The organism is Arthrobacter sp. UYCu723, from assembly GCF_054059215.1.
In genome coordinates, this window is record NZ_JBSSBW010000001.1 from 952,781 (window position 1) to 975,939 (window position 23,159).

General features: G+C 67.2%; 25 protein-coding genes and 1 tRNA gene. 10 read left to right on the forward strand and 16 right to left on the reverse strand.

Going from position 1 to position 23,159, the window contains the following annotated elements; all coding sequences use genetic code 11:
* Nucleotides 1–67 precede the first annotated feature (67 nt).
* On the forward strand, nt 68–880 hold the full coding sequence (locus ACVWZ8_RS04225; RefSeq protein WP_456503892.1) for a carbon-nitrogen hydrolase family protein: 813 nt from the start codon (nt 68–70) through the stop codon (nt 878–880).
* Between the two features lie 560 nt (nt 881–1,440).
* Here ACVWZ8_RS04225 and rlmB read toward each other — a convergent pair.
* The 6 genes from rlmB to ACVWZ8_RS04255 form a co-directional block, all read right to left on the reverse strand.
* A complete protein-coding gene (gene rlmB, locus ACVWZ8_RS04230) occupies nt 1,441–2,427 on the reverse strand; it encodes a 23S rRNA (guanosine(2251)-2'-O)-methyltransferase RlmB (RefSeq protein ID WP_426976079.1) in 987 nt (328 codons plus the stop codon).
* Nucleotides 2,428–2,566: 139 nt separating this feature from the next.
* Nucleotides 2,567–4,033 (reverse strand): cysteine--tRNA ligase, encoded by a 1,467-nt coding sequence (gene cysS / locus ACVWZ8_RS04235; protein WP_456503893.1) that lies wholly within the window; start codon nt 4,031–4,033, stop codon nt 2,567–2,569.
* Nucleotides 4,034–4,105: 72 nt separating this feature from the next.
* Nucleotides 4,106–4,459, reverse strand: coding sequence for a hypothetical protein (locus ACVWZ8_RS04240; RefSeq protein ID WP_456503894.1), 354 nt, complete (start codon nt 4,457–4,459; stop codon nt 4,106–4,108).
* A gap of 102 nt (nt 4,460–4,561) precedes the next feature.
* Nucleotides 4,562–5,101: a 2-C-methyl-D-erythritol 2,4-cyclodiphosphate synthase gene (gene ispF, locus ACVWZ8_RS04245; RefSeq protein WP_426976076.1), complete on the reverse strand. Its 540-nt coding sequence runs from the start codon at nt 5,099–5,101 to the stop codon at nt 4,562–4,564.
* Between the two features lie 2 nt (nt 5,102–5,103).
* Nucleotides 5,104–5,922 (reverse strand): 2-C-methyl-D-erythritol 4-phosphate cytidylyltransferase, encoded by an 819-nt coding sequence (gene ispD, locus ACVWZ8_RS04250; protein ID WP_456503895.1) that lies wholly within the window; start codon nt 5,920–5,922, stop codon nt 5,104–5,106.
* A gap of 183 nt (nt 5,923–6,105) precedes the next feature.
* Nucleotides 6,106–6,588 carry a CarD family transcriptional regulator gene (locus ACVWZ8_RS04255; protein ID WP_026266570.1) on the reverse strand — a complete coding sequence of 161 codons (483 nt, stop codon included), beginning with the start codon at nt 6,586–6,588 and terminating at the stop codon, nt 6,106–6,108.
* Between the two features lie 361 nt (nt 6,589–6,949).
* Between ACVWZ8_RS04255 and ACVWZ8_RS04260 the strand changes: the two genes are divergently transcribed.
* Nucleotides 6,950–7,507 (forward strand): hypothetical protein, encoded by a 558-nt coding sequence (locus ACVWZ8_RS04260; RefSeq protein ID WP_456505903.1) that lies wholly within the window; start codon nt 6,950–6,952, stop codon nt 7,505–7,507.
* Between the two features lie 163 nt (nt 7,508–7,670).
* On the opposite strand, the gene ACVWZ8_RS04265 is transcribed toward ACVWZ8_RS04260, so the two are convergent.
* From ACVWZ8_RS04265 to ACVWZ8_RS04280, 4 genes are all read right to left on the reverse strand, one after another.
* Entirely contained in the window at nt 7,671–8,588 is a 918-nt protein-coding gene (locus ACVWZ8_RS04265) for a spherulation-specific family 4 protein (RefSeq protein WP_456503896.1), read from the reverse strand.
* Nucleotides 8,589–8,720: 132 nt separating this feature from the next.
* Nucleotides 8,721–9,008, reverse strand: a complete 288-nt coding sequence (locus ACVWZ8_RS04270; RefSeq protein WP_456503897.1) for a hypothetical protein — start codon at nt 9,006–9,008, stop codon at nt 8,721–8,723.
* 37 nt (nt 9,009–9,045) lie between these two features.
* Nucleotides 9,046–9,726, reverse strand: a complete 681-nt coding sequence (locus ACVWZ8_RS04275; RefSeq protein ID WP_354241986.1) for a response regulator transcription factor — start codon at nt 9,724–9,726, stop codon at nt 9,046–9,048.
* Complete coding sequence (locus tag ACVWZ8_RS04280; RefSeq protein WP_456505904.1) at nt 9,723–10,970, reverse strand: sensor histidine kinase; 1,248 nt, start codon at nt 10,968–10,970, stop codon at nt 9,723–9,725. The genes ACVWZ8_RS04275 and ACVWZ8_RS04280 overlap by 4 nt, the downstream gene beginning before the upstream one ends.
* Before the next feature lie 207 nt (nt 10,971–11,177).
* Between ACVWZ8_RS04280 and phoU the strand changes: the two genes are divergently transcribed.
* Nucleotides 11,178–11,840, forward strand: coding sequence for a phosphate signaling complex protein PhoU (phoU, locus tag ACVWZ8_RS04285; protein ID WP_426976070.1), 663 nt, complete (start codon nt 11,178–11,180; stop codon nt 11,838–11,840).
* 104 nt (nt 11,841–11,944) lie between these two features.
* Here the strand turns inward: phoU and ACVWZ8_RS04290 are convergent, their stop codons facing one another.
* Nucleotides 11,945–12,691, reverse strand: a complete 747-nt coding sequence (locus ACVWZ8_RS04290; RefSeq protein ID WP_456503898.1) for a phosphoglyceromutase — start codon at nt 12,689–12,691, stop codon at nt 11,945–11,947.
* Between the two features lie 83 nt (nt 12,692–12,774).
* Between ACVWZ8_RS04290 and ACVWZ8_RS04295 the strand changes: the two genes are divergently transcribed.
* On the forward strand, nt 12,775–13,623 hold the full coding sequence (locus ACVWZ8_RS04295) for a class I SAM-dependent methyltransferase (protein ID WP_456503899.1): 849 nt from the start codon (nt 12,775–12,777) through the stop codon (nt 13,621–13,623).
* A 1-nt stretch (nt 13,624) separates the two neighbouring features.
* Here the strand turns inward: ACVWZ8_RS04295 and ACVWZ8_RS04300 are convergent, their stop codons facing one another.
* A complete protein-coding gene (locus ACVWZ8_RS04300; protein ID WP_426976067.1) occupies nt 13,625–13,981 on the reverse strand; it encodes a DUF2516 family protein in 357 nt (118 codons plus the stop codon).
* Between the two features lie 9 nt (nt 13,982–13,990).
* Nucleotides 13,991–15,187: a trans-sulfuration enzyme family protein gene (locus tag ACVWZ8_RS04305; RefSeq protein ID WP_456503900.1), complete on the reverse strand. Its 1,197-nt coding sequence runs from the start codon at nt 15,185–15,187 to the stop codon at nt 13,991–13,993.
* A gap of 88 nt (nt 15,188–15,275) precedes the next feature.
* Between ACVWZ8_RS04305 and tmk the strand changes: the two genes are divergently transcribed.
* The 5 genes from tmk (at nt 15,276) to ACVWZ8_RS04330 (ending at nt 20,494) form a co-directional block, all read left to right on the forward strand.
* The gene (gene tmk, locus ACVWZ8_RS04310) at nt 15,276–15,932 is read left to right on the forward strand and encodes a dTMP kinase (RefSeq protein WP_426976065.1); all 657 of its coding nucleotides are present in this window, start codon (nt 15,276–15,278) and stop codon (nt 15,930–15,932) included.
* A complete protein-coding gene (locus tag ACVWZ8_RS04315; RefSeq protein WP_456503901.1) occupies nt 15,929–17,071 on the forward strand; it encodes a DNA polymerase III subunit delta' in 1,143 nt (380 codons plus the stop codon). Before tmk ends, ACVWZ8_RS04315 begins: the two co-directional genes overlap by 4 nt.
* A gap of 87 nt (nt 17,072–17,158) precedes the next feature.
* A complete protein-coding gene (locus ACVWZ8_RS04320; RefSeq protein WP_456503902.1) occupies nt 17,159–18,727 on the forward strand; it encodes an alpha/beta hydrolase in 1,569 nt (522 codons plus the stop codon).
* Nucleotides 18,728–18,864: 137 nt separating this feature from the next.
* A tRNA-Thr gene (locus ACVWZ8_RS04325) sits at nt 18,865–18,937 on the forward strand.
* 264 nt (nt 18,938–19,201) lie between these two features.
* Entirely contained in the window at nt 19,202–20,494 is a 1,293-nt protein-coding gene (locus ACVWZ8_RS04330; protein WP_456503903.1) for an FAD-binding oxidoreductase, read from the forward strand.
* A 63-nt stretch (nt 20,495–20,557) separates the two neighbouring features.
* Here ACVWZ8_RS04330 and ACVWZ8_RS04335 read toward each other — a convergent pair whose 3' ends face one another.
* Complete coding sequence (locus ACVWZ8_RS04335; protein WP_456503904.1) at nt 20,558–20,878, reverse strand: hypothetical protein; 321 nt, start codon at nt 20,876–20,878, stop codon at nt 20,558–20,560.
* On the reverse strand, nt 20,871–21,329 hold the full coding sequence (locus ACVWZ8_RS04340; protein ID WP_426976060.1) for a hypothetical protein: 459 nt from the start codon (nt 21,327–21,329) through the stop codon (nt 20,871–20,873). Before ACVWZ8_RS04340 ends, ACVWZ8_RS04335 begins: the two co-directional genes overlap by 8 nt.
* A gap of 264 nt (nt 21,330–21,593) precedes the next feature.
* Here ACVWZ8_RS04340 and ACVWZ8_RS04345 point away from each other — a divergent pair, with 264 nt between their 5' ends.
* Nucleotides 21,594–22,949 carry an MFS transporter gene (locus tag ACVWZ8_RS04345; RefSeq protein WP_456503905.1) on the forward strand — a complete coding sequence of 452 codons (1,356 nt, stop codon included), beginning with the start codon at nt 21,594–21,596 and terminating at the stop codon, nt 22,947–22,949.
* On the opposite strand, the gene ACVWZ8_RS04350 is transcribed toward ACVWZ8_RS04345, so the two are convergent.
* The gene (locus tag ACVWZ8_RS04350; RefSeq protein WP_456503906.1) at nt 22,906–23,130 is read right to left on the reverse strand and encodes a hypothetical protein; all 225 of its coding nucleotides are present in this window, start codon (nt 23,128–23,130) and stop codon (nt 22,906–22,908) included. The two genes, ACVWZ8_RS04345 and ACVWZ8_RS04350, sit on opposite strands and share 44 nt — an antisense overlap.
* Nucleotides 23,131–23,159: the final 29 nt, after the last annotated feature.

Sequence of the window (23,159 nt, forward strand, 5' to 3'; positions counted from 1 at the left end):
GACGTTGTGCAGTGTACGGAAAAGAGCGTTGCATACTGGATTGAAGCGCCGAAATATGGAGGTAATTGTGCGGGTTGCACTGGCTCAAATCATCACCGGCCGCGATCTTGCCGGCAATCTGGCCATCGTGGAGGACTACGCGGGGCGTGCCAAGGCCGGCGGCGCGGAGCTTGTGGTGTTCCCCGAGGCGACCATGCGTGCCTTCGGCAACTCGCTGCTGGACATCGCCGAGCCCCTGGACGGGCCGTGGGCCACCCGGGTGCGCGCCATCGCCGCGGAGCACGACATTGTGATCGTCGCCGGGATGTTCACACCGGGAGCCGTAGCCGACGGCGGCGCGCGCGCCAAGGTCCGCAACACCCTCCTGGTTACCGGCCGCGGCGTCGAAACGAGCTACGACAAGATCCATCTCTTCGACGCCTTCGGCTTCGCGGAATCAGACACGGTGGAAGCCGGCAGCGATGCTGTCACGTTCGAACTTGGCGGCGTGACGTTTGGCCTGGCCACCTGCTACGACGTGCGCTTCCCGGACCTCTTTACCGAGAACGCCGACCGCGGCGCCGACGTGAACATCGTCTGCGCGTCCTGGGGATCCGGCCCCGGCAAGGCGGAGCAGTGGAAGCTGCTGGCCCGCGCCCGCGCCCTGGACTCCACCACGGTGGTCCTCGCCTGCGGCCAGGGCGATCCCGCCAGCTTGGGTCTGGAGCCCAGGGGTGCCGCCCCCACCGGCGTCGGGCACTCCGTGGTGGTGTCCCCGTTCGGGGACGTCCTGGACGAGCTCGACGGCGCCCCGGGCCTGCTGTTCGCGGACCTGGACACCGCCGTCGTCAAGGAAGCCCGCACCAAGCTCCCGGTCCTCGCCAACCGCCACAAGTTCTAAGTCGATTCCGGCCGGGTTCGCCGTCGTCACTCCCGCGGACACTGCGCCTTTCCCGTGGTCACCCCCGCTGTCACCGGCGCCTTGCCGTCGCTTAGCGGTCTGCCCCTTCCTCCCGCCGCCTACTTCGGCCGCGGGCGGCCTCATCCGGCTCTGGTCGGCGATGAGCTCCTTTGCAAGCCCCCGGCGCCCGCTCGAATATCCGGCAACCTGCGTCGAGGTGCTTCAGGAGGAACGGCCCTCCCGCGCCTGACGAACAGTTGGACCAAGGATCTCCCCCACTCTGAATGTTAAAGGCAAACGCTCCCTCACGAGACGTGAGGGAGCGTTTGCTGTTTTGCACGACAGGTGAGGGAGCGTATTCCTGTTTTTCGTAAAAGGTGAGCGAGCGTCAGAGCGGTTACCGGAGTTTTGCAAAGGAGCGCATCGCCGACCAGAGCGCAGCAAGGCCGCCAGCGGCCGCGCGGAGCGTCGGGAGGTGTCTAAGCGACGGCAAAACTCCGGTGACGGCGGACCCAGCCAAAACTCCGGTTCCGGCGGACCCAGCCCAAACCCGGCGAGGACTACTTAGCCGCGCGCTGGCGGGAGATTTCGTAGAGGGAGATGCCGACCGCCATGGAGGCGTTGAGCGATTCCATGGCCGAGTCGATCGGGATTGAGACGATCTGGTCGCAGTTTTCGCGGACCAGGCGGCTGAGGCCCTTGCCCTCGGAGCCCACGACGAGGCAGACCGGCTCGGTGGCCAGGGACAGGTCCGGCAGTGTGACGTCGCCGTCGCCGTCGAGCCCCAGAACATAGATTCCCATGTTCTTGAAGGCCTTGAGCGTGTTGTTCAGGTTGGCGGCACGTGCCACGGGGACGCGGACGGCGGCTCCCGCGCTGGTCTTCCACGCCGAGGCGGTGACGCCAACGGAGCGGCGCTCCGGCACGATCACGCCGTGGCCGCTGAAGGCCGAGACGGAGCGGATGATGGCGCCGAGGTTGCGCGGATCGGTGATGCCGTCGAGGGCGACGAAGAGCGGCGCGTTGGCGACGTGGCCCTTCTTCCAGCTCTCCAAGGTTTCCTCGGCGAGCTCGTAGGCGTCCTGGTATTCGTACGGTGGGATCTGCAGCACGAGGCCCTGGTGGATGGCCTCGTCCGTCATCCGGTCCAGCTCGGGCTTGCCGGTTTCCAGCAGCGGGATGCCGCGCTCGGCTGCAAGCTTGAGGGATTCCTTGACGCGGTCGTCCATCTCGATGCGGATGGCGACGTGGAGCGCCTTGGCCGGGATGCCGGCGCGCAGCGCCTCGACCACGGAGTTGCGTCCGGTGACGACTTCCTCGGTGGCGCGGCCCTTGGGGCCGGAGCGGGCGCCGGCGCTGCGGGCGCCCGTTCCGCGCTTGGCCTCGGAACGTTCCGCGAGCTGCTTGTTCTTGTGGGCCTTGTGGTACGGGCGGTCCTCCGCCTTGGGAGTGGGGCCCTTGCCCTCGAGAGCCTTGCGGCCGTGACCGCCGGTTCCGACGGTGGGGCCCTTCTTCATTTTGACCGACCGGCGACCGTTGTTGGCCATGAGTTCCACCCCTGCTTTGGTAATACGCGATTTGTTGATAAGTCTGAACTCCAGTCTACTGACTCGAGTTAAATCCACGACCGCGGGCTGGGGCGGGGCCGGTCCAGGGGAACAGTTCCGGGCCGGTGAACTCGACGTATCAGTTGCGCTTGAGGCTCCAGCTTGCGCCGTCCGCGCTGTCCTCGACGACGACGCCGGCAGCGGCGAGGGTGTCGCGGATGGCGTCCGAGGCGGCCCAGTCCTTGCTGGCCCGGGCCTGCGCCCGGGCGGCGAGCTGCGCCTCGACGAGGACGCCGAGGGCGGTGGTGCTCTCCTCGTCGACGGCCGGGGCCGCGGTGTCGTTGAGACCAAGGACACGCAGCATGTCGGAGACGGAAGCGAGTGACTGCCGGGCGCCGTCGAGCTCGCCGGCAGTGAGGGCGGTGTTGCCGGCGCGGACGGTGTCGTGCAGGACCGCGAGGGCCTGCGGCACGTTGAGGTCATCGTCCATCGCGGCCGCGAAGGCATCCGGAACTGTGCCGTAGCTGAAGAAGCTGACATCGCCGTCATGCGTCATGGTGCTCCGAAGGGCGCGGCTGATGAAGCCGTCGATGCGCTCCATCGCGGCCGCAGCCTCCTGCAGCGAGCCGGGCTGGTAGTCCAGGTTCGAGCGGTACTGGGCCTGGCCGAGGTAGTACCGGACCACCCGCGGCGGGGCCAGCTCGAGCATTTCGGCCGGGCTAACCGTGTTTCCGATCGACTTGGACATTTTCTCGCCGGCGTAGGTGACCATCCCGTTATGCATCCAGAAGTTGGCGAAGCCGTGCCCCGCAGCCTGCGACTGCGCCATTTCGTTCTCGTGGTGCGGGAAGCGCAGGTCCAGTCCGCCGCCGTGGATATCGAACTCGGTGCCGAGGTACTTGGTGACCATGGCGGAGCATTCGAGGTGCCAGCCCGGACGGCCGGCGCCCCAGGGCGAGGCCCAGCTCGCCGTCGTCGGCTCGCCGTCCTTGTGGCCCTTCCAGAGCGCGAAGTCGCGGGGATCCTTCTTCCTGTTGCTGAACTGAGCCTCCACGTCCGGGGCGCTCTGCATGTCGTCGATCTTCTGCCGGGTGAGCGAGCCGTACTGGTCCCAGGAGCGGACGTCGAAGTAGACATCGCCGGAGCCGTCCGGCGACGGGTAGGCGTGGCCGCGCTCGATCAGCTGCTGGATGAGGGCGTGCATTTCCGGGATGTGGCCGGTGGCGCGGGGTTCATAAGTTGGCCGGGAAACGCCGAGGGTGTCGTAGGCGTTGAGGAATTCCTGCTCATACCGGTAGGCCAGCGCCCACCATTCCTCGTCGCGGACGGCGCCGGGCTCGTCCTCGAAGTCCGGCCCGAAGGACGCCTCGGACTTGGCCAGGATTTTGTCGTCGATGTCGGTGACATTGCGGACCGCCGTGACGCGGAAGCCGCGGTACTGCAGCCAGCGGGTGAGCTGGTCGAAGGCGATGGCGGAGCGGATGTGCCCGACGTGCGGCATGCCCTGCACCGTGGCGCCGCAGTAGTAGAGGCTCACTTTGCCGGGAACCAGGGGGACGAAGTCACGGACTTCGGCGGATGCAGTGTCGTAAAAGCGCAGGGTCACCGCTCCAGATTAGCCGATGGGCCCAGTCCGGTCCGCTGGCCCTCTCCCGCTGGCAGCCCTGAGGCCGGACGCCTACTTGCAGTACTGGCCGATCTTGTTGATCTGCTCGGTGAGTTGCGCGGTCTGCTCGGCAGTCTTGGTTCCGTCGGAAGTTGCCGCCACCTCTTTCATGACGTCCGCCATCTTCTGGATCGGGGCCGCAATTTCCGGGGCCACCTTGTCCGCCACCTCCTGGTAGTGCTGGGCGATCTGGCCCGACTGCTCCTTCTGGCTTCCGGTGGGTGCGAAGTTGTCGCCGTTGAGGAAGGCGCAGCTTTCCTGGACGCTCAACCTCGCTGGCGTCGACGCCGGCGCAGTCCCGGCCCCGCCGCAGCCGGTCAGCAGCGTTCCTGCGAGGAGTACGACGGCGGTTAGCGGCTTCTTCACGGTGGTCTCCTGTTGTCGCGGGAACGGGGTGTCTTAAACGAGGTGTCTTAAGCGTAGGTGACTTGACCACATCCGGCACGGCCGGTGCGCGCCGCGCCCGGGCTAACGCGCGGCCTGGCCGGTCCGGTAGACAAGGGCCGTGGCGATGGCCGAAATTCCTTCGCCGCGGCCGGTGAAGCCCAGCCCGTCGCTGGTGGTGGCCGTGACGCTGACCGGAGCCGCGGCGGCCGCGCTGAGGACCCGCTGTGACTCCTCCCGGCGGGGACCGAATTTCGGCCGGTTGGCGACGAACTGTACGGCGACGTTGCCGATCTCGAAGCCTTCCGCACGGACGATCCGGGCCGCCTCGGCCAGCAGGGTCACGCCGGACGCGCCCGCGTATTCGGGCCGGTCGGTGCCGAAATGTGTGCCGAGGTCCCCGAGTCCGCAGGCGGAAAAGAGGGCGTCTGCCGCGGCGTGAGCCACGGGGTCGCCGTCGGAATGCCCGGACAGTCCGCGCTCGCCTTCCCAGAACAGGCCGCCGAGCCAGAGCGGCTGGGGGGCGTCCTCGGGGGCGTAAGCGTGCACATCGACGCCGATTCCGGTCCGCGGGATGACCGGGCGGGGCGTGTCCGGGGATACATCGTTCGGGGTCGCGGTCATGGTCAGCCTTCCACCCAGCGTGTGCCCAGTGGTCCTTCGAGGAGCCCCTCGGCAATGATCAGATCCAGCGGCGTGGTGATTTTCAACGACTGGCTGGCGCCGCGCACGGCGTGGACGGGCACACCCAGGAATTCGACGAGCATGGCGTCGTCCGTGACGGCGGCCGCCTGGCCTCCGTCGAATCCGCCCGCGGCCTCGTGGGCCCGCCGCAGCGTGGCCAGCTCGAAGCCCTGCGGGGTCTGCACGGCGCGGAGCGACTCCCGGGCTGCCGTTCCGGTGACCAGTTCCGGGGCGATCGCAGCGCCGTCGCCGGTGGTCCGCTCCACCGTCTTGACGGTGTCGACCACCGGGATGACGGGGATGACTGCTTTTGCGCCGGCGGCAAGGGACTGGGCAACCCTGTGGAAAACGGCTTCCGGGGTCAGGGCGCGGGCAGCGTCGTGGACCAGCACGGCTTCGGTGCCCGGCAGGAGCGCCGCCAACGCGGCCCGGACCGACTCGGCGCGGCTGGCACCGCCTTCGACGACGGTCACCACCGGGAGCTGCACGGCTTGCCCGGAGGTGGCGTTCAGCCGATGTGCTGCCTGGATCTCCGCAACGAAGGACTCACAGAGAGCCTGCAGTTCCTGATCCCCCGGCGGGATGGCCACGCAGATCTGCTGCGCGACGCCTGCCGCGGCGACGCCCCGCAACGCGTGGGTGAGGATGGTGTCTCCGCCCAGCGGCACTTTGGCCTTGGGCATTCCGTAGCCGAGACGCTGGCCGGAGCCGGCCGCGACGACGATGACCGCGGTGGCGGGAGTAGCCGATGCAGAGTTCATGCGCACAAGACTACGTCCCCGCCCCCACCCCACCGCCCAGGTAGCTCGCAGTTGTTGTCGTTTTGGGCGCTGAAAACGACAACTATTGCGAGTCAGTTGGGGACGCGGGTGCTGATATCGGGCAAAAAAGAAGCCCCGGCGGCTTACGCCACCGGGGTTCGATTCTTGTCTGTTTCTTTTGCCTTAGGAAGCCAGGACTTCGTCGAGAACGCTTGCGGCCTTCTCTTCATCCGTCTTTTCAGCCAATGCCAGTTCTGAAATCAGAATCTGGCGGGCCTTGGCCAGCATGCGCTTCTCCCCTGCGGAGAGACCCCGATCGTGATCGCGGCGCCACAGGTCGCGGACGACCTCTGCCACTTTGATGACGTCACCGGAAGCAAGCTTCTCCAGGTTTGCCTTGTATCGACGTGACCAGTTGGTGGGTTCTTCAGTGAACTCAGCCCGCAGCACATCAAATACGTGCTCCAGACCTTCCTTGCCCACTACATCCCGGACCCCAACTAGGTCAACGTTCTCTGCTGGAACTTCAATGGTCAGATCACCCTGAGCCACCTTGAGCTTGAGATACATCTTCTCTTCGCCCTTGACAGTGCGCATCTTGATTTCTTCAATTTTGGCTGCACCGTGGTGAGGGTAAACTACTGTCTCGCCGACCTCAAAAACCATGTGGACATTCCCCTTTCCCGCAGACCAGTTTATCACGGTTAAGGCATATGACTGCCATGGATCGCGCCCTGGAACCGCGTGAATCCGGGGAAAATGGCCTTAAACGGCCCCTTCGGACCCCTTGACGAAAGCGGATATTAGTGCATGGCCCCGTCTTTGCCAAGGGTCCGCGGGTAGCGCGCGTGAAAGCTCCCCGGCCGCTGGGCCGGTGCCGGGGTCGACGCCGAGAGGCCGCTGGGCGGACGCTGGGCCAGCGCCCATGTGTACGGGCGGAATCCTTGTTTGCCACCGATTGCGGATAGGCTATGGCTGAATAATGTTTCAAGACTCTCAAGGAGTGCGTGACGTGCGTTTCACTGCGATGAACCGGGGCCAGCGCGGCAAGCTGGCAATGGCAACGGCTGCACTTGGCATCGGCCTGCTGTCGGTAACCGGCTGCGGCTACATCAACCCCCAGCAGACCTCTGAGCAGTACTCGGCGTCGGACGGAACCCGTACGGACCTCGGCCCGCTGCAGCTCCGCAACATGATGATCATCTCCGCCGGCGAAGACAAGCCGGGCCGTGTGATCGGCGCCGTCTACAACTCCTCTTCCAGCGATGTGAAGCTGACCATCACCGGTGCCGGCGGCTCGCAGACCGATATCCCGGTCAAGAAGAAGTCCTCCACCATGCTCAACGACTCCACAGACGAGGCGATCCTCAGCAGCACCGGCGCCAAGCCGGGCTCCGTCGTCGAGGTCTGCATCAGCGAAGACGGCACCAACCAGAACGCCAAGTTCAAGGTTCCGGTCCTGGACGCCACCATCACCGACTACAAGCAGTACCTGCCGAGCAGCGCGCCGACGGGCACCGATACGGCCACGCCGACGTCGACCGCAACCTCGACTCCGTCGCCGAGTAGCAGCGCCAACCACTAGCTTCCAGGCAGAGGGAGGGGCACCCTGTCCGGGTGCCCCTCTTTTTCTTGCCTGCATCCTTAGGGCCCAGCGGGCCTCTGGGGAGCCGAGGCTGAGGGGGCGCGTTCGGCGTGCGTGGTGGCGGCTGGCCTGAGACGGATCGTTGCTTGATGCGGCTACCTCATCAACCGACAGGCGGTGTGGGGCCAACCCTTGAAAACCACGACGGCGCAAGCATGTTCCAAAGTACGTTGTCCGTGTATGGGTTATCCGTGGGTTGAGTTCCTGTGACCTCCGTGGTCACGTACACGTATCCGGCATGGTGTTTTCGGCTGAGTTCAGTTATCGCTCGCTCCTGCGAGAAGGGGAACTCCCGCACATCGTGCACCAAGTGCGCGAACCGGTATGCGTGGGCCCGGTCGGTTCCCGGATACACCCATTTAGGTTGAGGCCACGTCTTGTAATCTTTCGCGAAGCCCTCAAAGACCACGAGGATGTCGACCACCGGGGGAGCGCCGGCCTGTCGTACAAAAGCCCAGTCCCCCTGGAGCTCGCTGACATTGCCAGGATTTCCAATGATCATCTTGGCCGAACCGTCGGGATTGGCCGGTCCTTGCCGGATGATTCCGCTGATCCACGTGTAATAGTCCTGGACCGTGCCGCCGGGGGCCGCCTCTCCCCTGTTGTAGTTCATCTCGTCCAGGAAAATGCCGTTCGGCTTGTACCAGGACATCTGATTGCGGACCTGCGTTTCGAGCTTGTCGCGCGCCTTCGTTCCATAAGTCGTGGCCACGTAGCTTACGACTTTGTAGCCCTTCTTCTGGCAGTGCGCAACGGCCTTTTGGTAGGCGGGGTCCGCAACTGCGCCGGGTTCGTCGCGGTCTCCGTTATGTTCATTCACGATGATGATGGATCCCCGCTTGGCGACATCGCACATTTTCTGCCACTCACCTGGTATGGGATTACCCGGACTCTGAGGGATTCCCAGGTCCGGGTAGAAGTAGGCGGCGACGAGTTCCCGCTGTTCGGATGAGGCAAGTGGCGGCGCCGGATCCGGCGCTGCCGCCACTGGAGACTCGGGCAGCATGCTTGTGGTGGCCACCGCAGCAGTCACGTGTGCGGCGCGAAAAATAGGGACACGGAACATGGCGGCTTCCCGCTTTTGTGTGGAGGGTATGTCTCGGTGTTCTGCCGCTGGCTCTCACGGCTCACGGGGCGTAACGCTTCGGGTCTTTCAGCGAACGAAGCCTCTCAGGGAGAGCCGTTGTGCGGATCGATGGATCGTGGCCCTCGGTACTCCATGATGCTCCATACGGCCGCGGGGTGGAATAGTGGCGAACCTGGTATTCCGGGACGCACGCGCCGCTTCCCAGCAGGGCCAGCCCCGCCCGGTCGCGGCACTGAAGTCCACAATGGACCCGTCGTTTGACTTGTACATCTGCACGCCTTCGTGCCAGTCGAACGGCCCCTCGTTGATCAGCTCGTCGGTTGCCTCCCGGACTTCCGGTTTTTCGATGTCCATGCCCAGCTTGCTTAGGGCGTGCCCGGACCGCCGAGGCTTAGGGCTCGAACTTGTAGCCCAGGCCGCGGACGGTGATGAGGAACCGCGGCGCCGAGGGGTCCGGCTCGATCTTGCTGCGCAGCCGCTTGACGTGGACGTCCAGGGTCTTGGTGTCCCCGACATAGTCCGATCCCCAGACCCGGTCGATCAGCTGGCCCCGGGTCAGCACCCTGCCGGAGTTCCGCAGCAGCATCTCCAGAAGCTCGAATTCCTTCAGCGGGAGCGAGACCTGCTCGCCTCCGACGCTGACCACGTGCCGCTCGACGTCCATCCGGACCGGACCGGCCTGCACGGTGCTGGCGACCAGCTCCTCCGGTTCGCCCTGCCGGCGCAGCACGGCCCTGACCCTGGCGACGAGCTCGCGGGAGGAGTAGGGCTTGGTGACATAGTCGTCGGCTCCCAGCTCCAGCCCCACCACCTTGTCGATCTCCGAGTCCTTGGCCGTCAGCATGATGACGGGAACGGACGAGCGCTGCCGCAGTTGGCGGCAGACCTCGGTGCCGGACTGGCCGGGCAGCTGCAGGTCCAGGAGCACCAGGTCGGCGCCGTTGCGGTCGAATTCGGTGATGGCGTCAAGCCCGTTGTCCACCACCTCCACCTCGAATCCTTCCTTGCCCAACAAATAGGACAGCGGGTCGCTGAACGACTCTTCGTCCTCGACAATCAAAATCCGGCTCAAGCGCTGGCTCCTTGCTCATGGACGCCTGCGGCGTCGCGTCTGTGGGGTTGTCCTTTGGGTGGTCCCGCGGGCGGGGTGGTGGCCTTGGCGGCCGGCTTGCGCGGCTCGGGGGCATCGGCGTCGTCCTGGCCTTCCATTTCCGGAAGCCGGATGGTGAACGTGGATCCCTGCCCGGGCTGTGACCAGAGGGTCACTTCACCGCCGTGGTTGGAGATGACGTGTTTCACGATGCTCAGGCCCAGCCCGGTGCCGCCGGTGTGGCGGGACCGGGCGGAGTCGACCCGGTAGAAGCGTTCGAAGACACGTTCCTGGTCCTCGGGGCTGAGCCCTTCGCCCTGGTCCGTCACGGACACCGCAACCAGGCCGTCCTTCGCGCGGACGCCCACGCCAACCCTGGTGTTCTCCGGGGAGTAGCGGATCGCGTTGTCGATCAGGTTGCGCAGCGCGGTCACGAGCAGATCCTGGTCGCCGTAGACCATCGCGTCGGCGCGGCCGCCGACGACCAGCTGGATGTTCTTGGTCTCCGCCGGCAACTGGGACCGGTCCACGGCCTCGGACACGACGGTGTTGATGTCCACCGGCCGTCCCTGCTGGGCAACGTTGGCGCCCTGCAGCCGGGACAGTTCGATGATGTCCTGCACGAGGGCGGCCAGCCGCGCGGATTCCTTGTGCATGCGTTTGGCGAAGCGCCGGACAGCTTCGGGATCGTCCGCGGAGGACTCGAGTGCTTCGGCCAGGAGCGAGACGGCCCCGACGGGTGTCTTCAGCTCATGCGAGACGTTGGCGACGAAGTCATTCCGGACTTCTTCGGTGCGCGTGAATTCGGTGCGGTCATCGGCCAGCAGGAGGATGTATTCCTCGGCGATCATGGCCGCCCGGACCTGGACCACGATGGTCCCCTGGCCCAGCGGGCCGCGGGGCAGCTCGAGCTGCTTTTCCAGGATGACGCCGTCGCGCCGCACTCTGGCGGTCATTTCCAGCAGCTGCTCGTGCACGACGGTGTGTCCGCGCACCAGCCCGTAGGCGTAGGCCGCCGGACTGGCCCGCACGACGCCGTCGATCGCGTCCACCACCACGAAAGCGCGTCCGACGGCTGCCAGCACCTCTACGGCGCCGTCCGGCAGCGCGGGGTCCTCGAACTCCATATCCACGAGCTGGCGTTGCTGCTCGCTGACCCGGAACGCAAGCACGCCGAAGATGCCAAGCGAGAGGCCGATCAGGCCGGCGATCACGCCGATGAGCATTGGATCCACGGCTCCAGCTTATGCTCTGCCACGCGGCGAAAACTGAAATCTCCTGCTATTCGGGCCCCGGTTCAGCTAACGTTCACCTAGTGGGGCGTAACAGTTCACCGGACACTGCAAGAGTTGACAGTTGAAGCGCCGAGAGGTGAACCGAAATAGGCCAGCCGCTGCGGCGGCCGGCAATATTTCCGAGGAAAGGACGCACACGTGCGTAAGGTTTTTCAGGAAGAGCTCACCCAAGTGGGGGAACAGCTCGTCGAAATCTCCAAGCTGGTCAGCGAGGCCATCGACAAGGCCACAAGAGCCTTCGACGGCGCCGACATCGACCTGGCCGAGGACGTCATAGCGGCCGATGCCCGGATCGACTTCCTGCAGAACAGCCTCGACGAGCGCGCCATCGACATCCTGGCGCTGCAGGGGCCGGTGGCCAGCGATCTGCGCATGATCGTGGGCTCGCTCCGGATGAGCGCCTCGCTGGAGCGCATGGGTGACCTCGCCCGCCACCTCGCGCAGCTTGCCCGGCTCCGCTACCCGGCGACGGTGGTTCCCGCCCAGCTGCGCGGGACGTTCAAGAGCTTCGCCGAGCAGGACCTGCTGATCGCCCACAAGCTCACCGTGCTGCTGGAAACCCGCGACCTCGAAGTGGCCCGCGACATCATGAAGGCCAACAGTGCGGTCAACGATCTCCACCTGAGCGTCTTCAAGGCAATCGCCCGGAGCGACTGGCAGGAATCCCCGGCCACCACGGTCGACGTCGCGCTGGCCAGCCGCTACTTCGAGCGCTTCGCCGACCACGGCGTCTCGGTGGCCCAGAAGGTGACCTACCTGGTCACCGGGGCCTGGCAGCCGAACAGCATCGAACACAGCTAGCACTGCCCTGTCGGGACGGCAGTGGCACAGCAGCGCAGAACAGACGACGGCGGCCGGTCACCTCACGGGGTGGCCGGCCGCTGGTTGTTTCAGCGAAGTGAGCGCTACTTCTTGCCCTGGTTGGCGACGGCCAGGATGGCTTCGGCAGCGGCCTCGGGATCGAGGTAGGTGCCGCCCGGGTTCAGCGGCTTGAAGTCCTCGTCCAGTTCGTACACGAGCGGGATGCCGGTGGGGATGTTCAGGCCGGCGATGTCCTCGTCGCTGATCCCGTCGAGGTGCTTGACCAGGGCGCGCAGCGAGTTGCCGTGGGCCGTGACCAGGACGGTCTTGCCGGTCTTGAGGTCTTCCTTGATGTCCGATTCCCAGTACGGCATGAGTCGGATCAGGACGTCCTTGAGGCACTCGGTGCGGGGGATGGCATCGCCCAGTCCGGCATACCGGGGGTCGCCCACCTGGGAGAACTCGGAGTCGTCGGCGAGGGGCGGCGGCGGGGTGTCGTAGGACCGGCGCCACAGCATGAACTGCTCCTGGCCGAATTCGGCGAGGGTCTGGGCCTTGTCCTTGCCCTGCAGGGCACCGTAGTGGCGTTCGTTGAGGCGCCAGTCACGCTTGACGTCGATCCAGCCGCGGTCTGCCTTGTCGAGGGTCAGGTTCGCCGTGTTGATGGCCCGCTTCAACACCGAGGTGTACAGGATGTCCGGGAAGATGTTGTTCTCAACGAGAAGCTCGCCGCCGCGGACCGCCTCAGCGCGGCCCTGGTCGTTCAGGTCAACGTCCACCCAGCCGGTGAACAGGTTCTTGGCGTTCCAGTCGCTGTGGCCGTGGCGCAGCAGAATCAGCTTGTAAGTCATGGTTTTCATCCTAGCGGAGCAGTCAGGGACGGTGCCGAGCGTTACGTACGCGTCCGCACGCGGACCCGGGATAGGCTGGGCGTGTGGTGCAGAAGGCTGAGCGCGTGGACTCCTCCGGAATCAGGAGCGGCACCAAGAACGCGGTCCGGAGCGGGCGGCCGGTGGGCAACGTGACCCGGGGAACCACCAATCCCAACCGGATGCGCCGGCTGGACCGCTGGCTGACCGGACCGCAGGCGTGGCGGCTCCGCGCGGCCGCCGATCCGCTCGTCGTCGATCTGGGCTACGGCTCCTCCCCTGCCACTGCCGTCGAACTCTTTGAGCGCCTGTCCGTGATCCGTCCGGACGTCCGCGTGGTCGGCGTCGAGATCGAGCCCGAGCGCGTGCGGCTGGCTAAGGAACTGGAACGGCCGGGGCTCAGCTTCCAGCTGGGAGGCTTCGAGCTCCCCGTTCAGGGCCGGCCGGTGCTGGTGCGCGCGTTCAATGTGCTGCGGCAGTACGAGGAAGCCGACGTCGGGAACATCTGGCAGCTGGTGCAGGCCCGGCTGGCGCCGGGCGGCCTGTTCATCGACGGCACCTGCGACGAGATCGGCCGGCGCGTCACCTGGGTGGCGCTCGACGCCGAACGGCCGCTGAGCCTGTCCGTGTCCCTGCGGTTCGGCGGTTTCGAGCTGCCGTCCGAGGTGGCGGAACGGCTGCCGAAGGCCCTCATCCACCGGAACGTGCCGGGCGAGAGGATCCATTCCTACCTGCAGGCGATGGACAAGGCCTGGCTGGACGCGGCGCCGCTGGCCTCGTTCGGAAACCGGCAACGCTGGTCGGCCATGTGCCGGACCCTGTTCGACGGCGGCTGGCCGGTCCACGACGGGCCGTCGCGTTGGCGTCTCGGTGAACTGACGGTGGGTTGGGACGCCGTCGCGCCCGGGAGTTAGGTCACCAGGGGCCGTAGGGTCCCATGTTGCGGCTTCCCCCGCGGCCGGCGTCCTTGACGGCCGGGCGGACGTCCGCGAGGTAAACGGAAGCTGCCGTCACGGCCGCGAGGCCGAACAGCCCCAGCGGGCCGAGGAGACCTCCGCCGCCGCCTCCCAGCACCGAGAGCAGGCCCACGGCCAGCGCGCCGCCGGTCAGGGCCAGCCAGAACGTCTTGGTGCGTTTCGAGACGGCCTCAAAGACCGGTGCCTTGTGGCGGAGGCAGTCGAAGAACGCCCACACCTCAATTACCAGGGCTACGAGGGCCAGGAGAAAATAGACCCCGGTCTCGATATAGAAAATAAGCGCTCTTCCGTCCATAGCCCCAGCCTAGCCGTCCAGAGTCGCCAGTGCCTGCTCCAAATCGGCCCAGAGGTCCTCGACGTTTTCGATTCCGACGCTCAGCCGGATCAGGTTCTCCGGCACACTGGCAGGTTCGGCGGTGTGCCGGCGGCGGCGTTCGATCAGGGATTCCACTCCGCCCAGCGAGGTGGCCGGCAGCCACAAGTGCAACGCACGGACCACGCGGTCGGCGGCGTCCGCCCCGCTGAGGCCGCCGTTTTGTCCGCCAACGGGGGCGACTTCGATGCAGAGCACTGAGCCGAATCCCTTCATCTGCGCCTTGGCCCGCTCATGGCCCGGGTCCGAGGCGAGGCCGGGGAAGCGGATGCTGGCGACCTTCGGGTGCTTGCTCAGCCGCTCCGCGAGAACGGCCGCCGACGCCTGCGAGCGTTCAATGCGCAGTGCCAGCGTGCGCAGTCCGCGGAGCGCCAGCCACGCCTCAAAGGGACCGGCGATGCCGCCGTGGATGGTGCGGTGGTGCAGCAGCGTGGCGCGCAGCCCGGCGTCGGACGTCACCAGGGCGCCGAGCACGACGTCGGAGTGGCCGGACAGGTACTTTGTCACGGAATGCAGCACGACGTCGGAACCCAGGGAGAGGGGCTGCTGCACCAAAGGTGTCGAGAAGGTGTTGTCCGTAACGACGACGGCGCCCGCCGCGTGCGCCGCCGCTGTCAGCGCACGGATGTCAGCGACGCCGAGCATCGGGTTGGTGGGACTTTCCAGCCAGAGCATGCTGGCGGGCGACCCGCCGGACGGCGCAAGCTGTTCCAGCACGGCGTCGGTATCCGCGATGTCCACGGTGCGCAGTTCCAGGAAGCCCTTTTGGGCCAGTTCCGTGGCCATCACGAGCGACCCGGCGTAGCTGTGGGACGGCATCACCAGCACTCCCTGCGCCGGGACCAGGGACAGCGCGGAGCTGACCGCGGCGAGCCCGGAGGCGTAAAGAAGTCCCGGCAGTTCGGCGCCTTCGAGCTGGCCCAGAGCTTCCTCGAACGGGTCCCACGTGGGGTTGGAATACCGGCCGTAGCCGCGGTCGCCGTCGCCCAGGGGCCCGGTGCCGAAATAGGTTGAGGACAGCACGAGCGGCGGGTTGACCGGTTGGTCACGGGTGCGGGGCGGACGGCCTGCCGCGACAACCACTGTTTCGGCCGAGAGCGTCGCTGCCTGTTCTTCGGAAAGACTCATGGTCACAGCGTACTTCGGAGCCCCGCAGGGCAGCCAAGGCGTTACGCCAGGGCATTATGCTGTCGGTGATTATCGGTAGGCTAGAGCAGTGACTACCCAGAACCCCGGACTGTTTATCGCCTTCGAAGGCGGCGACGGCGCCGGCAAGTCCACGCAGGCGGCAGAACTGGCCGGGGCCCTTGAGTCGCGCGGCCTGAAAGTGCTGCGGACCCGTGAGCCGGGTGGCACCCCGATCGGCGAGAAGCTGCGCTCCCTGGTGCTGGATCACGGCCACGGCCACATCGACGCCCACACCGAGGCGCTGATCTTCGCGGCCTCCCGGGCCGCCCACGCGGTCCAGGTCATCCGACCCGCTCTGGACCGCGGCGAGATCGTCCTCACCGACCGCTACATCGATTCCTCGGTCGCCTACCAGGGCGCGGGACGCGAGCTCGGCACGGACGCGGTCCGGGAGATCAACGAATGGGCCACCTCCGGACTCCGGCCGGATCTCACCGTGCTGCTCGACGTCGACCCCGAGGTCGGCCGCCGCCGTCGAACCGCGGGTGACGCCGCCGAGGACCGCCTCGAATCCGAGGCGGATGAATTCCACGCCAGGATCCGGACCACCTTTCTCGAGCTCGCCGCCGCCAGGCCGGAGAAGTATCTGGTGCTCGCCGCGCACCTGCCGGTCGAGAAACTTGCCGCCCGGATCCTCGAGCGGGTCGAGTCCCTGCTGACCCTGTCCGGCAGCGTGACCGCATGACCGTCTGGGACGACCTCCAGGGCCAGCCCGCCGTCGTCGCCCAGTTGCGACAGGCGGCCCAGGGCGAAGGCCTCACCCATGCCTGGCTTTTCACCGGGCCGCCGGGTTCCGGCCGCTCCAACGCGGCGAAGGCCTTCGCCGCGGCCCTGAACTGCGACCAGGAGGACGTCACCCGGCGCGGCTGCGGCGAATGCGCCGCCTGCCTGACCATCCTCGGCGAAACACACTCGGACGTCGCCTTCGTGCGCACCGAGAAGGTCACCATCACCATCGACGAGGCCCGCGAACTGGTCTCCACCGCGGGCAACCGGCCGTCGTCGGCCCGCTGGCGGATCATCGTTGTGGAGGACGCGGACCGGATGGCCGAGCGCACCACCAACGTGCTGCTCAAGGCCATCGAGGAACCCACCCCCCGCACCGTGTGGATGCTGTGCGCGCCGTCGCCGGCCGATGTCCTGGTCACGATCCGCTCACGCTGCAGGGCCGTCGCGCTCCGGCTTCCGCCGCCTGCCGACGTCGCAGCCCTACTGGTCAAGCGCGACGGCGTGGAGCAGGCTGTCGCGGAACGCGCAGCCCGCGCGGCGCAGAGCCATGTCGGCATCGCACGCCGCCTGGCCCGGGACCCGGAAGCCAGGGAGCGCCGGCTTGAAACCGTGCGGTTCCCGCTGGGCCTGCGGGGCGTCACGGCGGCAGTCCTGATGGCGGAAAAGCTCGTCAAGATCGCCACCGAGGAAGCCAACAGCTCCAATGACGAGCGTGATGCGGCAGAGAAGATTGCGCTGCTTGCCACCCTCGGGGCACCGGAGAGCGGCACCCTGCCCCCGGCCATGCGGGCCCAGGTGAAACAACTCGAGGATGACCAGAAACGCCGCGCCAAGCGTTCCGTGACCGATTCCCTTGACCGCACGCTGACCGACCTGTTGTCCTTTTACCGGGATGTGCTCATCATCCAGATGGGGAACGCTGTTGAACTCGTCAACGTTGAACTCAGAGGCGAACTCGAAGAATTCGCCAGACATTCCGGTGCCGAAACCACGCTTGCCCGCATGGACGCCATCAACAAGGCCCGGACGAGGATCACCACCACCAACGTTGCTCCGCTGCTGGCCATCGAGTCCATGGCCAGCAGCCTCATCTGACCGTGCCCGTCTCTCTGCCCGGCCCGAAGTGGCCGGTCTGATGTGGCCGGCCCCGCCGTTCCGTACCTATCCACCGAGGAGAACCGCATGAAGTCTGCCCGAGAAGTGCCCGCCAGATTCCGATCCGTAGCGATCGGTGTGCGGGCTGTCGGCGCCATGGCCCTGGCCGTGGTGCTTGCCTCGTGCAGCCTCTTCGGTGGTGGTGGTGCGTCTCAGGACGCCAGGCCGGGTCAGCCCGATCCTGCCATTGCTGCCTCGGCGCCGGCTGAGCTCCGCAGCTTCTACTCGCAGCAGGTCAACTGGACGCCCTGCGAGAGCAGCTTCCAGTGCGCCAAGATCAAGGTCCCGGCGGACTACAGCAAGCCGGACGGGGACAGCATCGAACTTGCTGCCATCAAGCTGACCACCAAGAGCACCAAGAAGGGCAGCCTGCTGGTCAACCCCGGCGGGCCCGGCGGCTCGGGGTATGACTTCGTCAAGGACGCCGGGGCCACCAACATCTCGGACAAGGTCCGCGCAAATTACGACATCATCGGTTTCGACCCGCGGGGCGTGAAACGCTCCGCTCCGGTCACCTGCCTCACCGACCAGGAGCGCGACGCCTCCCGCGCCAAGATCTACGCGCTGAACACCGACGCCGGCCTGGATGCGGCCCTCGCCGACAACAAGGTGATCGCGGCCAAGTGCGCCGAGAAGACAGGTCCCCTCCTGGGCCACATCGATACCGTGAGCGCCGCGAAGGACCTTGATGTGCTCCGCGCCGTGGCCAACGACACGAAACTGAACTACCTCGGCTATTCGTACGGAACGCTCCTCGGCTCCACCTACGCCTCGCTGTTCCCGGACAACGTGGGCCGGATGGTCCTGGACGGCGCCCTCGATCCCTCGATCAGCTACGAGGAGCTCACCAGCGGACAGGCCAAGGCCTTCGAGAAGGCCCTCCGCGCCTACGTGCAGCGGTGCCAGCAGGCGAGCGGTTGCCCGCTGACCGGCGGCGTGGACGACGGCATGCAGCAGATCCGCGACGTGATCCAGGCCGTGGAGGCCAACCCGATGCGGGCCCGGGACGGCCGGCTCGTCTCTGCGTCGACGATTGTCACCGGCATCATCGTGCCGCTCTATGACGACACCAACTGGCCCATCCTGACCCAGGCCCTCGAGCAGATCAGGAAGGGCGATCCGACGCAGTTCCTGCGGCTGGCCGACTTCAACGCCAACCGGCAGCCCGACGGCAGCTACTCATCGAACAGCACTTTCGCGTTCAACGCCATCAACTGCCTGGACTACCCCATGGTGACGGACACCGCCGGGATGCGCGCCGACGAGCAGCAGCTGCGCCAGGAATCCCCGACGCTTGGTTACTACTTTGCCTACGGCGGTACCAACTGCAAGGACTGGCCCTACAAGAACGTCCGGACCCCGGCCCCGGTGGAGTACAGGGGCTCCACCGAGATCGTCGTGGTGGGGACCACCGGCGATCCGGCCACGCCGGTGGAATGGGCCAGCTCGCTGCGCAAGCAGCTCGGCAACGCCTCGCTGCTGACGTGGAAGGGCGAGGGCCACACCGCCTACGGCCGCTCCAACGACTGCATCGGCAACGCCGTGGACCGCTATCTGGTCGACGGCAAGGCGCCCGCGGACAATACCGTCTGCTAAGCCTGGTTTCGTCTCCGGCGGCCTCCCGCGGGGACCTGAGCGGGGGGCTGCGACCGCTCATTTTGACCCGGGCGCCGGAACTCCATTACAGTTATCTCTTGCATGATCCGCCCGGTTTCCCGGGATTTCATGCGGTTGCTTCCTTAGCTCAGTTGGTAGAGCGTCTCACTCGTAATGAGAAGGTCGCCAGTTCGATTCTGGCAGGAAGCTCGAGAAAAACCCCCGGAAATCAAAGATTTCCGGGGGTTTTGTCAATTCCCAGAGTCTCCGTCAGCGACGCCAAGAGCGCGGCAATCACGATGCGGGACCCCGCTCGACCTGGGGCCGGAAACGTACCGGCCGTCCTTCCTCTGGAAACCTCCGTACCCCGGCCCTACCATGGAGCCATGCTGGACACCCGCACGGTGAAGGCCTTTGCGGACGGCTTCGGCGGCGACGTGGTCAGGCCGGGGGATCCGAAATACGACGCTGCGCGTGCTGTCTGGAACGGGCTGGTCGACCGCCGGCCGGGGGCTCGTCGTGCTGCCGAGGGGAACGGCCGACGTCGTGGCGGCCCTGCGGTTCGCCCGGGAGCAGGACCTCGTAGTCGCCGTGCGCGGCGGCGGCCACAGCATCCCTGGCCTCTCCACGTGTGACGACGGAATCGTCATCGACCTCTCGCGGATGCGCGGCGCCAAGATCGATCCCGCACGCCGCACGGCTGTCTGCGCCGGCGGCGCGCTGCTTTCAGAGCTGGACAACGCCGCTCAGGCAGTTGGCCTCGTTTGCCCGGTCGGCGTGGTCTCCCACACCGGCGTCGCCGGGCTCACGCTCGGCGGGGGGATGGGCCGTCTTCAGCGGAAGTTCGGGCTAACGATCGACAACCTGCGCGCAGTCGACCTCGTGACAGCCGACGGCAGGGTTGTCCGGGCCTCGGCGGACGAGAACCCCGACCTCTTCTGGGGTGTCCGCGGGGCCGGCGCAAACTTCGGCGTCGCGACGTCATTCGAATACGGGCTCCATCCGCTCGAGCATCCGATTACGCACGGGACCGTCGTCCACCCGATCCAGCGGGCCGGAGAGCTCGCGCAGCTCTTCAGTGAGACCGCCGAGGCTGGCCCTGACGAGCTGTGGCTCGGCTTCTACGTCCGTCTGGCGCTCCCGGCGGAGAACTTCCCGCCCGGGATCGGTGGGCGGCCGATCGCCGCTGTCTCCGTCTTGCACTGCGGGCCACCCCGGGAGGCCGAGCGGGATCTCGCGATCTTGCGTGCGTTCGGACCGCCGGTCGCCGACTCGATCGAGCCGAAACCCCACTTGGTCGCGCAGCGCCTCGCAGACGAGGCCTCGGCCTGGGGCCACCGCTTCTATATGAAGAGCGCCTTCCTCCGCGGACTGCCCGACGAGCTCGTCGACCTGACCGTCCAACACGCGCACGGGATGCCTGCGGGAGCCGGGGGCGAGTTCGGTATCTGGTCGTGGGGCCGGGCGATCGCCGAGGTGCCGGAGGATGCGACCGCGTTCACGGGCCGCACGGCGGCGTACTGGATGGGCGCCGAGATCCAGTGGGACGATCCGGCGCTCGACGGGCCCTCCCGCGGGTGGGCCCGGGCGGGAATGGCCGACGTCGCGCGGTTCGCAACCAGGGGCCGCTACGTCAACGATGTCGCCGAATCGCGAGAAGACGCGCGTGCGATCTACGGCGACGAGAAGTACGAGCGGCTCGTCGGGCTCAAGCGCGCGTGGGACCCGGACAACGTCTTCCGGATGAATCAGAACATCCGCCCTTAGCGGGGGCAGCCGGGAACGCCGGCCAGGAGATTCTGGCTGGCGTTCTGCTCTGAGCCGCGGTTTTCACCCGGCGAAATCCCAGCTCAGCCGGCTGTTGCCCCCTACGATGGTCCGGATGAGGATTAACAAGAGGACAGGGTATGCCACCGCAGCTGCCCTGACTCTTGCGCTGACGCCGCTCGTCCTCGCGGCGCCCGCGGTGGCCGAGCCGTGCGGGACGATCGGTGGCCTCCTCCCGGTACTGATCTGCCCGCCGTCCCCGACGGGGCCTCCGGCGGCGCCCACACCTGCCCCGACAGCGAGCAGCACGCCCGCACCGCCGACGACGCCGACCCGGGCGGTGCCGGCCGGGCCGGCTCCGCCGGCTCCCGGAAGTTCAACCACGCCGTCCGCCAGTCAGCCAGCAGCCGGGGCACCAGTAGTGGACCGGGGCACGACTTCGCCCGCCGCCGGACCGACTCCCACCGCAACCGCGTCCCTTCCCGCTGCCACCGCGACGGAGGCTCCCGGGGTCGCCGCGGCGCCGATGACGTCCGAAGAGCAGGAAGGCCGTGGCTCTCCCGGCCCAATGCTGCTCGCTCTCGGTGGTCTCCTGCTGATGGTGTGGGCCGCCATCGGCCTTCGACGGCGCGCCTGAGCGCAACCTGGCGGTCAACACCGGGTTGATCGGTGCTTTCACGGCGTCAACCTGCAGGCCAACGGTGCGCTTCTGGCCGGTGCTGATGGTTGTGGCCCAAGCGGAGCCTGTGCACGTGACCGAGACCTTGGCGATGAACGTGCACTTCACACCCCAGGAGTTGACGACCCTCGTGACGTTCGGATCCGGCCAGGTCACGGACCAGGTGAGGGCGCTCCGCAGTCCGGTGACGTCGATGTTGGCGACGTAGCAGCCGTTTCAGGACAGGCGTCGCTGACCGCTGGCCCGGGCGCCGGAGTCGGAGGTGAAGGAACCGCGCACTTGTTCACGGGGCAGGGCAAACAAAAACTACCAAGCGAACACGGAAAATATGCAGTTTGCTGAATATTTCCTGCCCGCGCCGCAACCCGGCCGGGGTTCTGTGGCCTTGTCATTGCGCAGGACATCGGCAAACCTAGGGAAATGGGACAGCCGGAGCGGACGCGTGGGCAGCACGCTGCCACGCCTGGCGTGAAGCGCCGTCCCTCCTGGGGTCCGGTGGTCGGGTTCGGCCTGGTCAGCCTGGCGGCCGACGTTGTTTCCGACGGAGCCCGTCCGCTGGCAGGCCCGTTACTGGCCCAGCTCGGCGCCTCGGCCCTGATTGTGGGCCTCGTGACCGGCGGCGCCGAGGCCGCAGCCCAGGGGCTCCGGCTGATCTTCGGCCCGTGGGCGGACCGCACCCGCAGGTACTGGACCTTCACGCTGGCCGGTTACGCACTCACGGCTGTCTGTGTTCCGCTGCTCGCGCTGGCGCCACTGATCGGAGCCGCCGGCCTGGTCCTGGCCTGCGTGCTCATCATCGGCGACCGGGTAGGCAAGGCCGTCCGGAGCCCGGCCAAGACCGTGCTGCTGGCCGCCGTAGCCAAGCCGGTGGGCCGCGGCCGCGGCTTCGCGGTCCACAAGTCCCTCGACCTCGCCGGGGCCCTGCTCGGGCCGCTCCTGGTCTCCGCAGTGCTCGCTGCCACGGGACTCATCTCCGTGGCCCTGGCGGTGCTGGCCATTCCCGCTGCCGCGGCACTGTTCCTGCTGGTCTGGCTGCGACGCCGGGTCCGGGTTCCGGGTGCGGGCCAGCAACCGGAGGTTCCGACGGCGGCGGACACGGCGGCGGAGTCGTCCCCGACCGCGGCGTCCCCGACGGCGGCCCCGGCGGCGGACACTGCCGGCCAGCCGCCGTCGTTGTTCACCGGAACTTTCATTCTGTTCGCCGTCGCCGCCTTCTTTTGGAGCGCGGGTCTGGTGGCGTTCGGCGTCATCTCCTTCCACCTGACGACGGCGCTGGCCGTTCCGGTAGCGGTGGTTCCGCTGCTGTACGCGGGCGCGATGGGCGCGGCGGCACTCGGCGCCCTCGCCAGCGGCGTCGTGTACGACAGTGCCGGCGCGGGGGTGCTGCTCGCCCTGCCCGTGCTGATCGCCGCCGTGCCGGTCCTGGCCCTGGCGCCGGGAGCTGGCCCTGTCCTGCTCGGGGTCCTGGTCTGGGGAACCGCCACGGGCATCCAGGATTCCACGGTCAAGGCGCTGATTGCCGATTTGGTGCCGGAACTCCGGCAGGGCACGGCCTACGGCGTCTTCGCAGCCTTCGAAGGAGGCGGGGCGTTGGCGGGAGGTGCCCTGTACGGGGCGCTCTACGACGCCCGGCCGCTGCTCATCGGGGCGGTGGGTGCGCTGCAGCTGGCCGCGCTGGGTGTGCTGCTCGTGACCCTGCGGAAGTCGCGCCGGTCCTGGCGACCCGGGTCGCTTAGCGCGACGACCAGACGGAGGTGGCCCCGGAGTGGCCGGTGATGATGCTCTGGTAGATGAAGAAGGCTCCGGCCGCCGCGCCGGCGGCCAGCAGGACGATTCCGACCACGCGGTTCGTCCGAAGGCCGCCGAGGAACGCGAAACGCCGGCCGATCGGCTCGTGGCTGGCAACGATCATTGCCGCAACGATGACGAAGAAGATCACCGAGGTGACCTTGAGCACGTCTCCCTGCTGGGCATGCTCCTGGATGA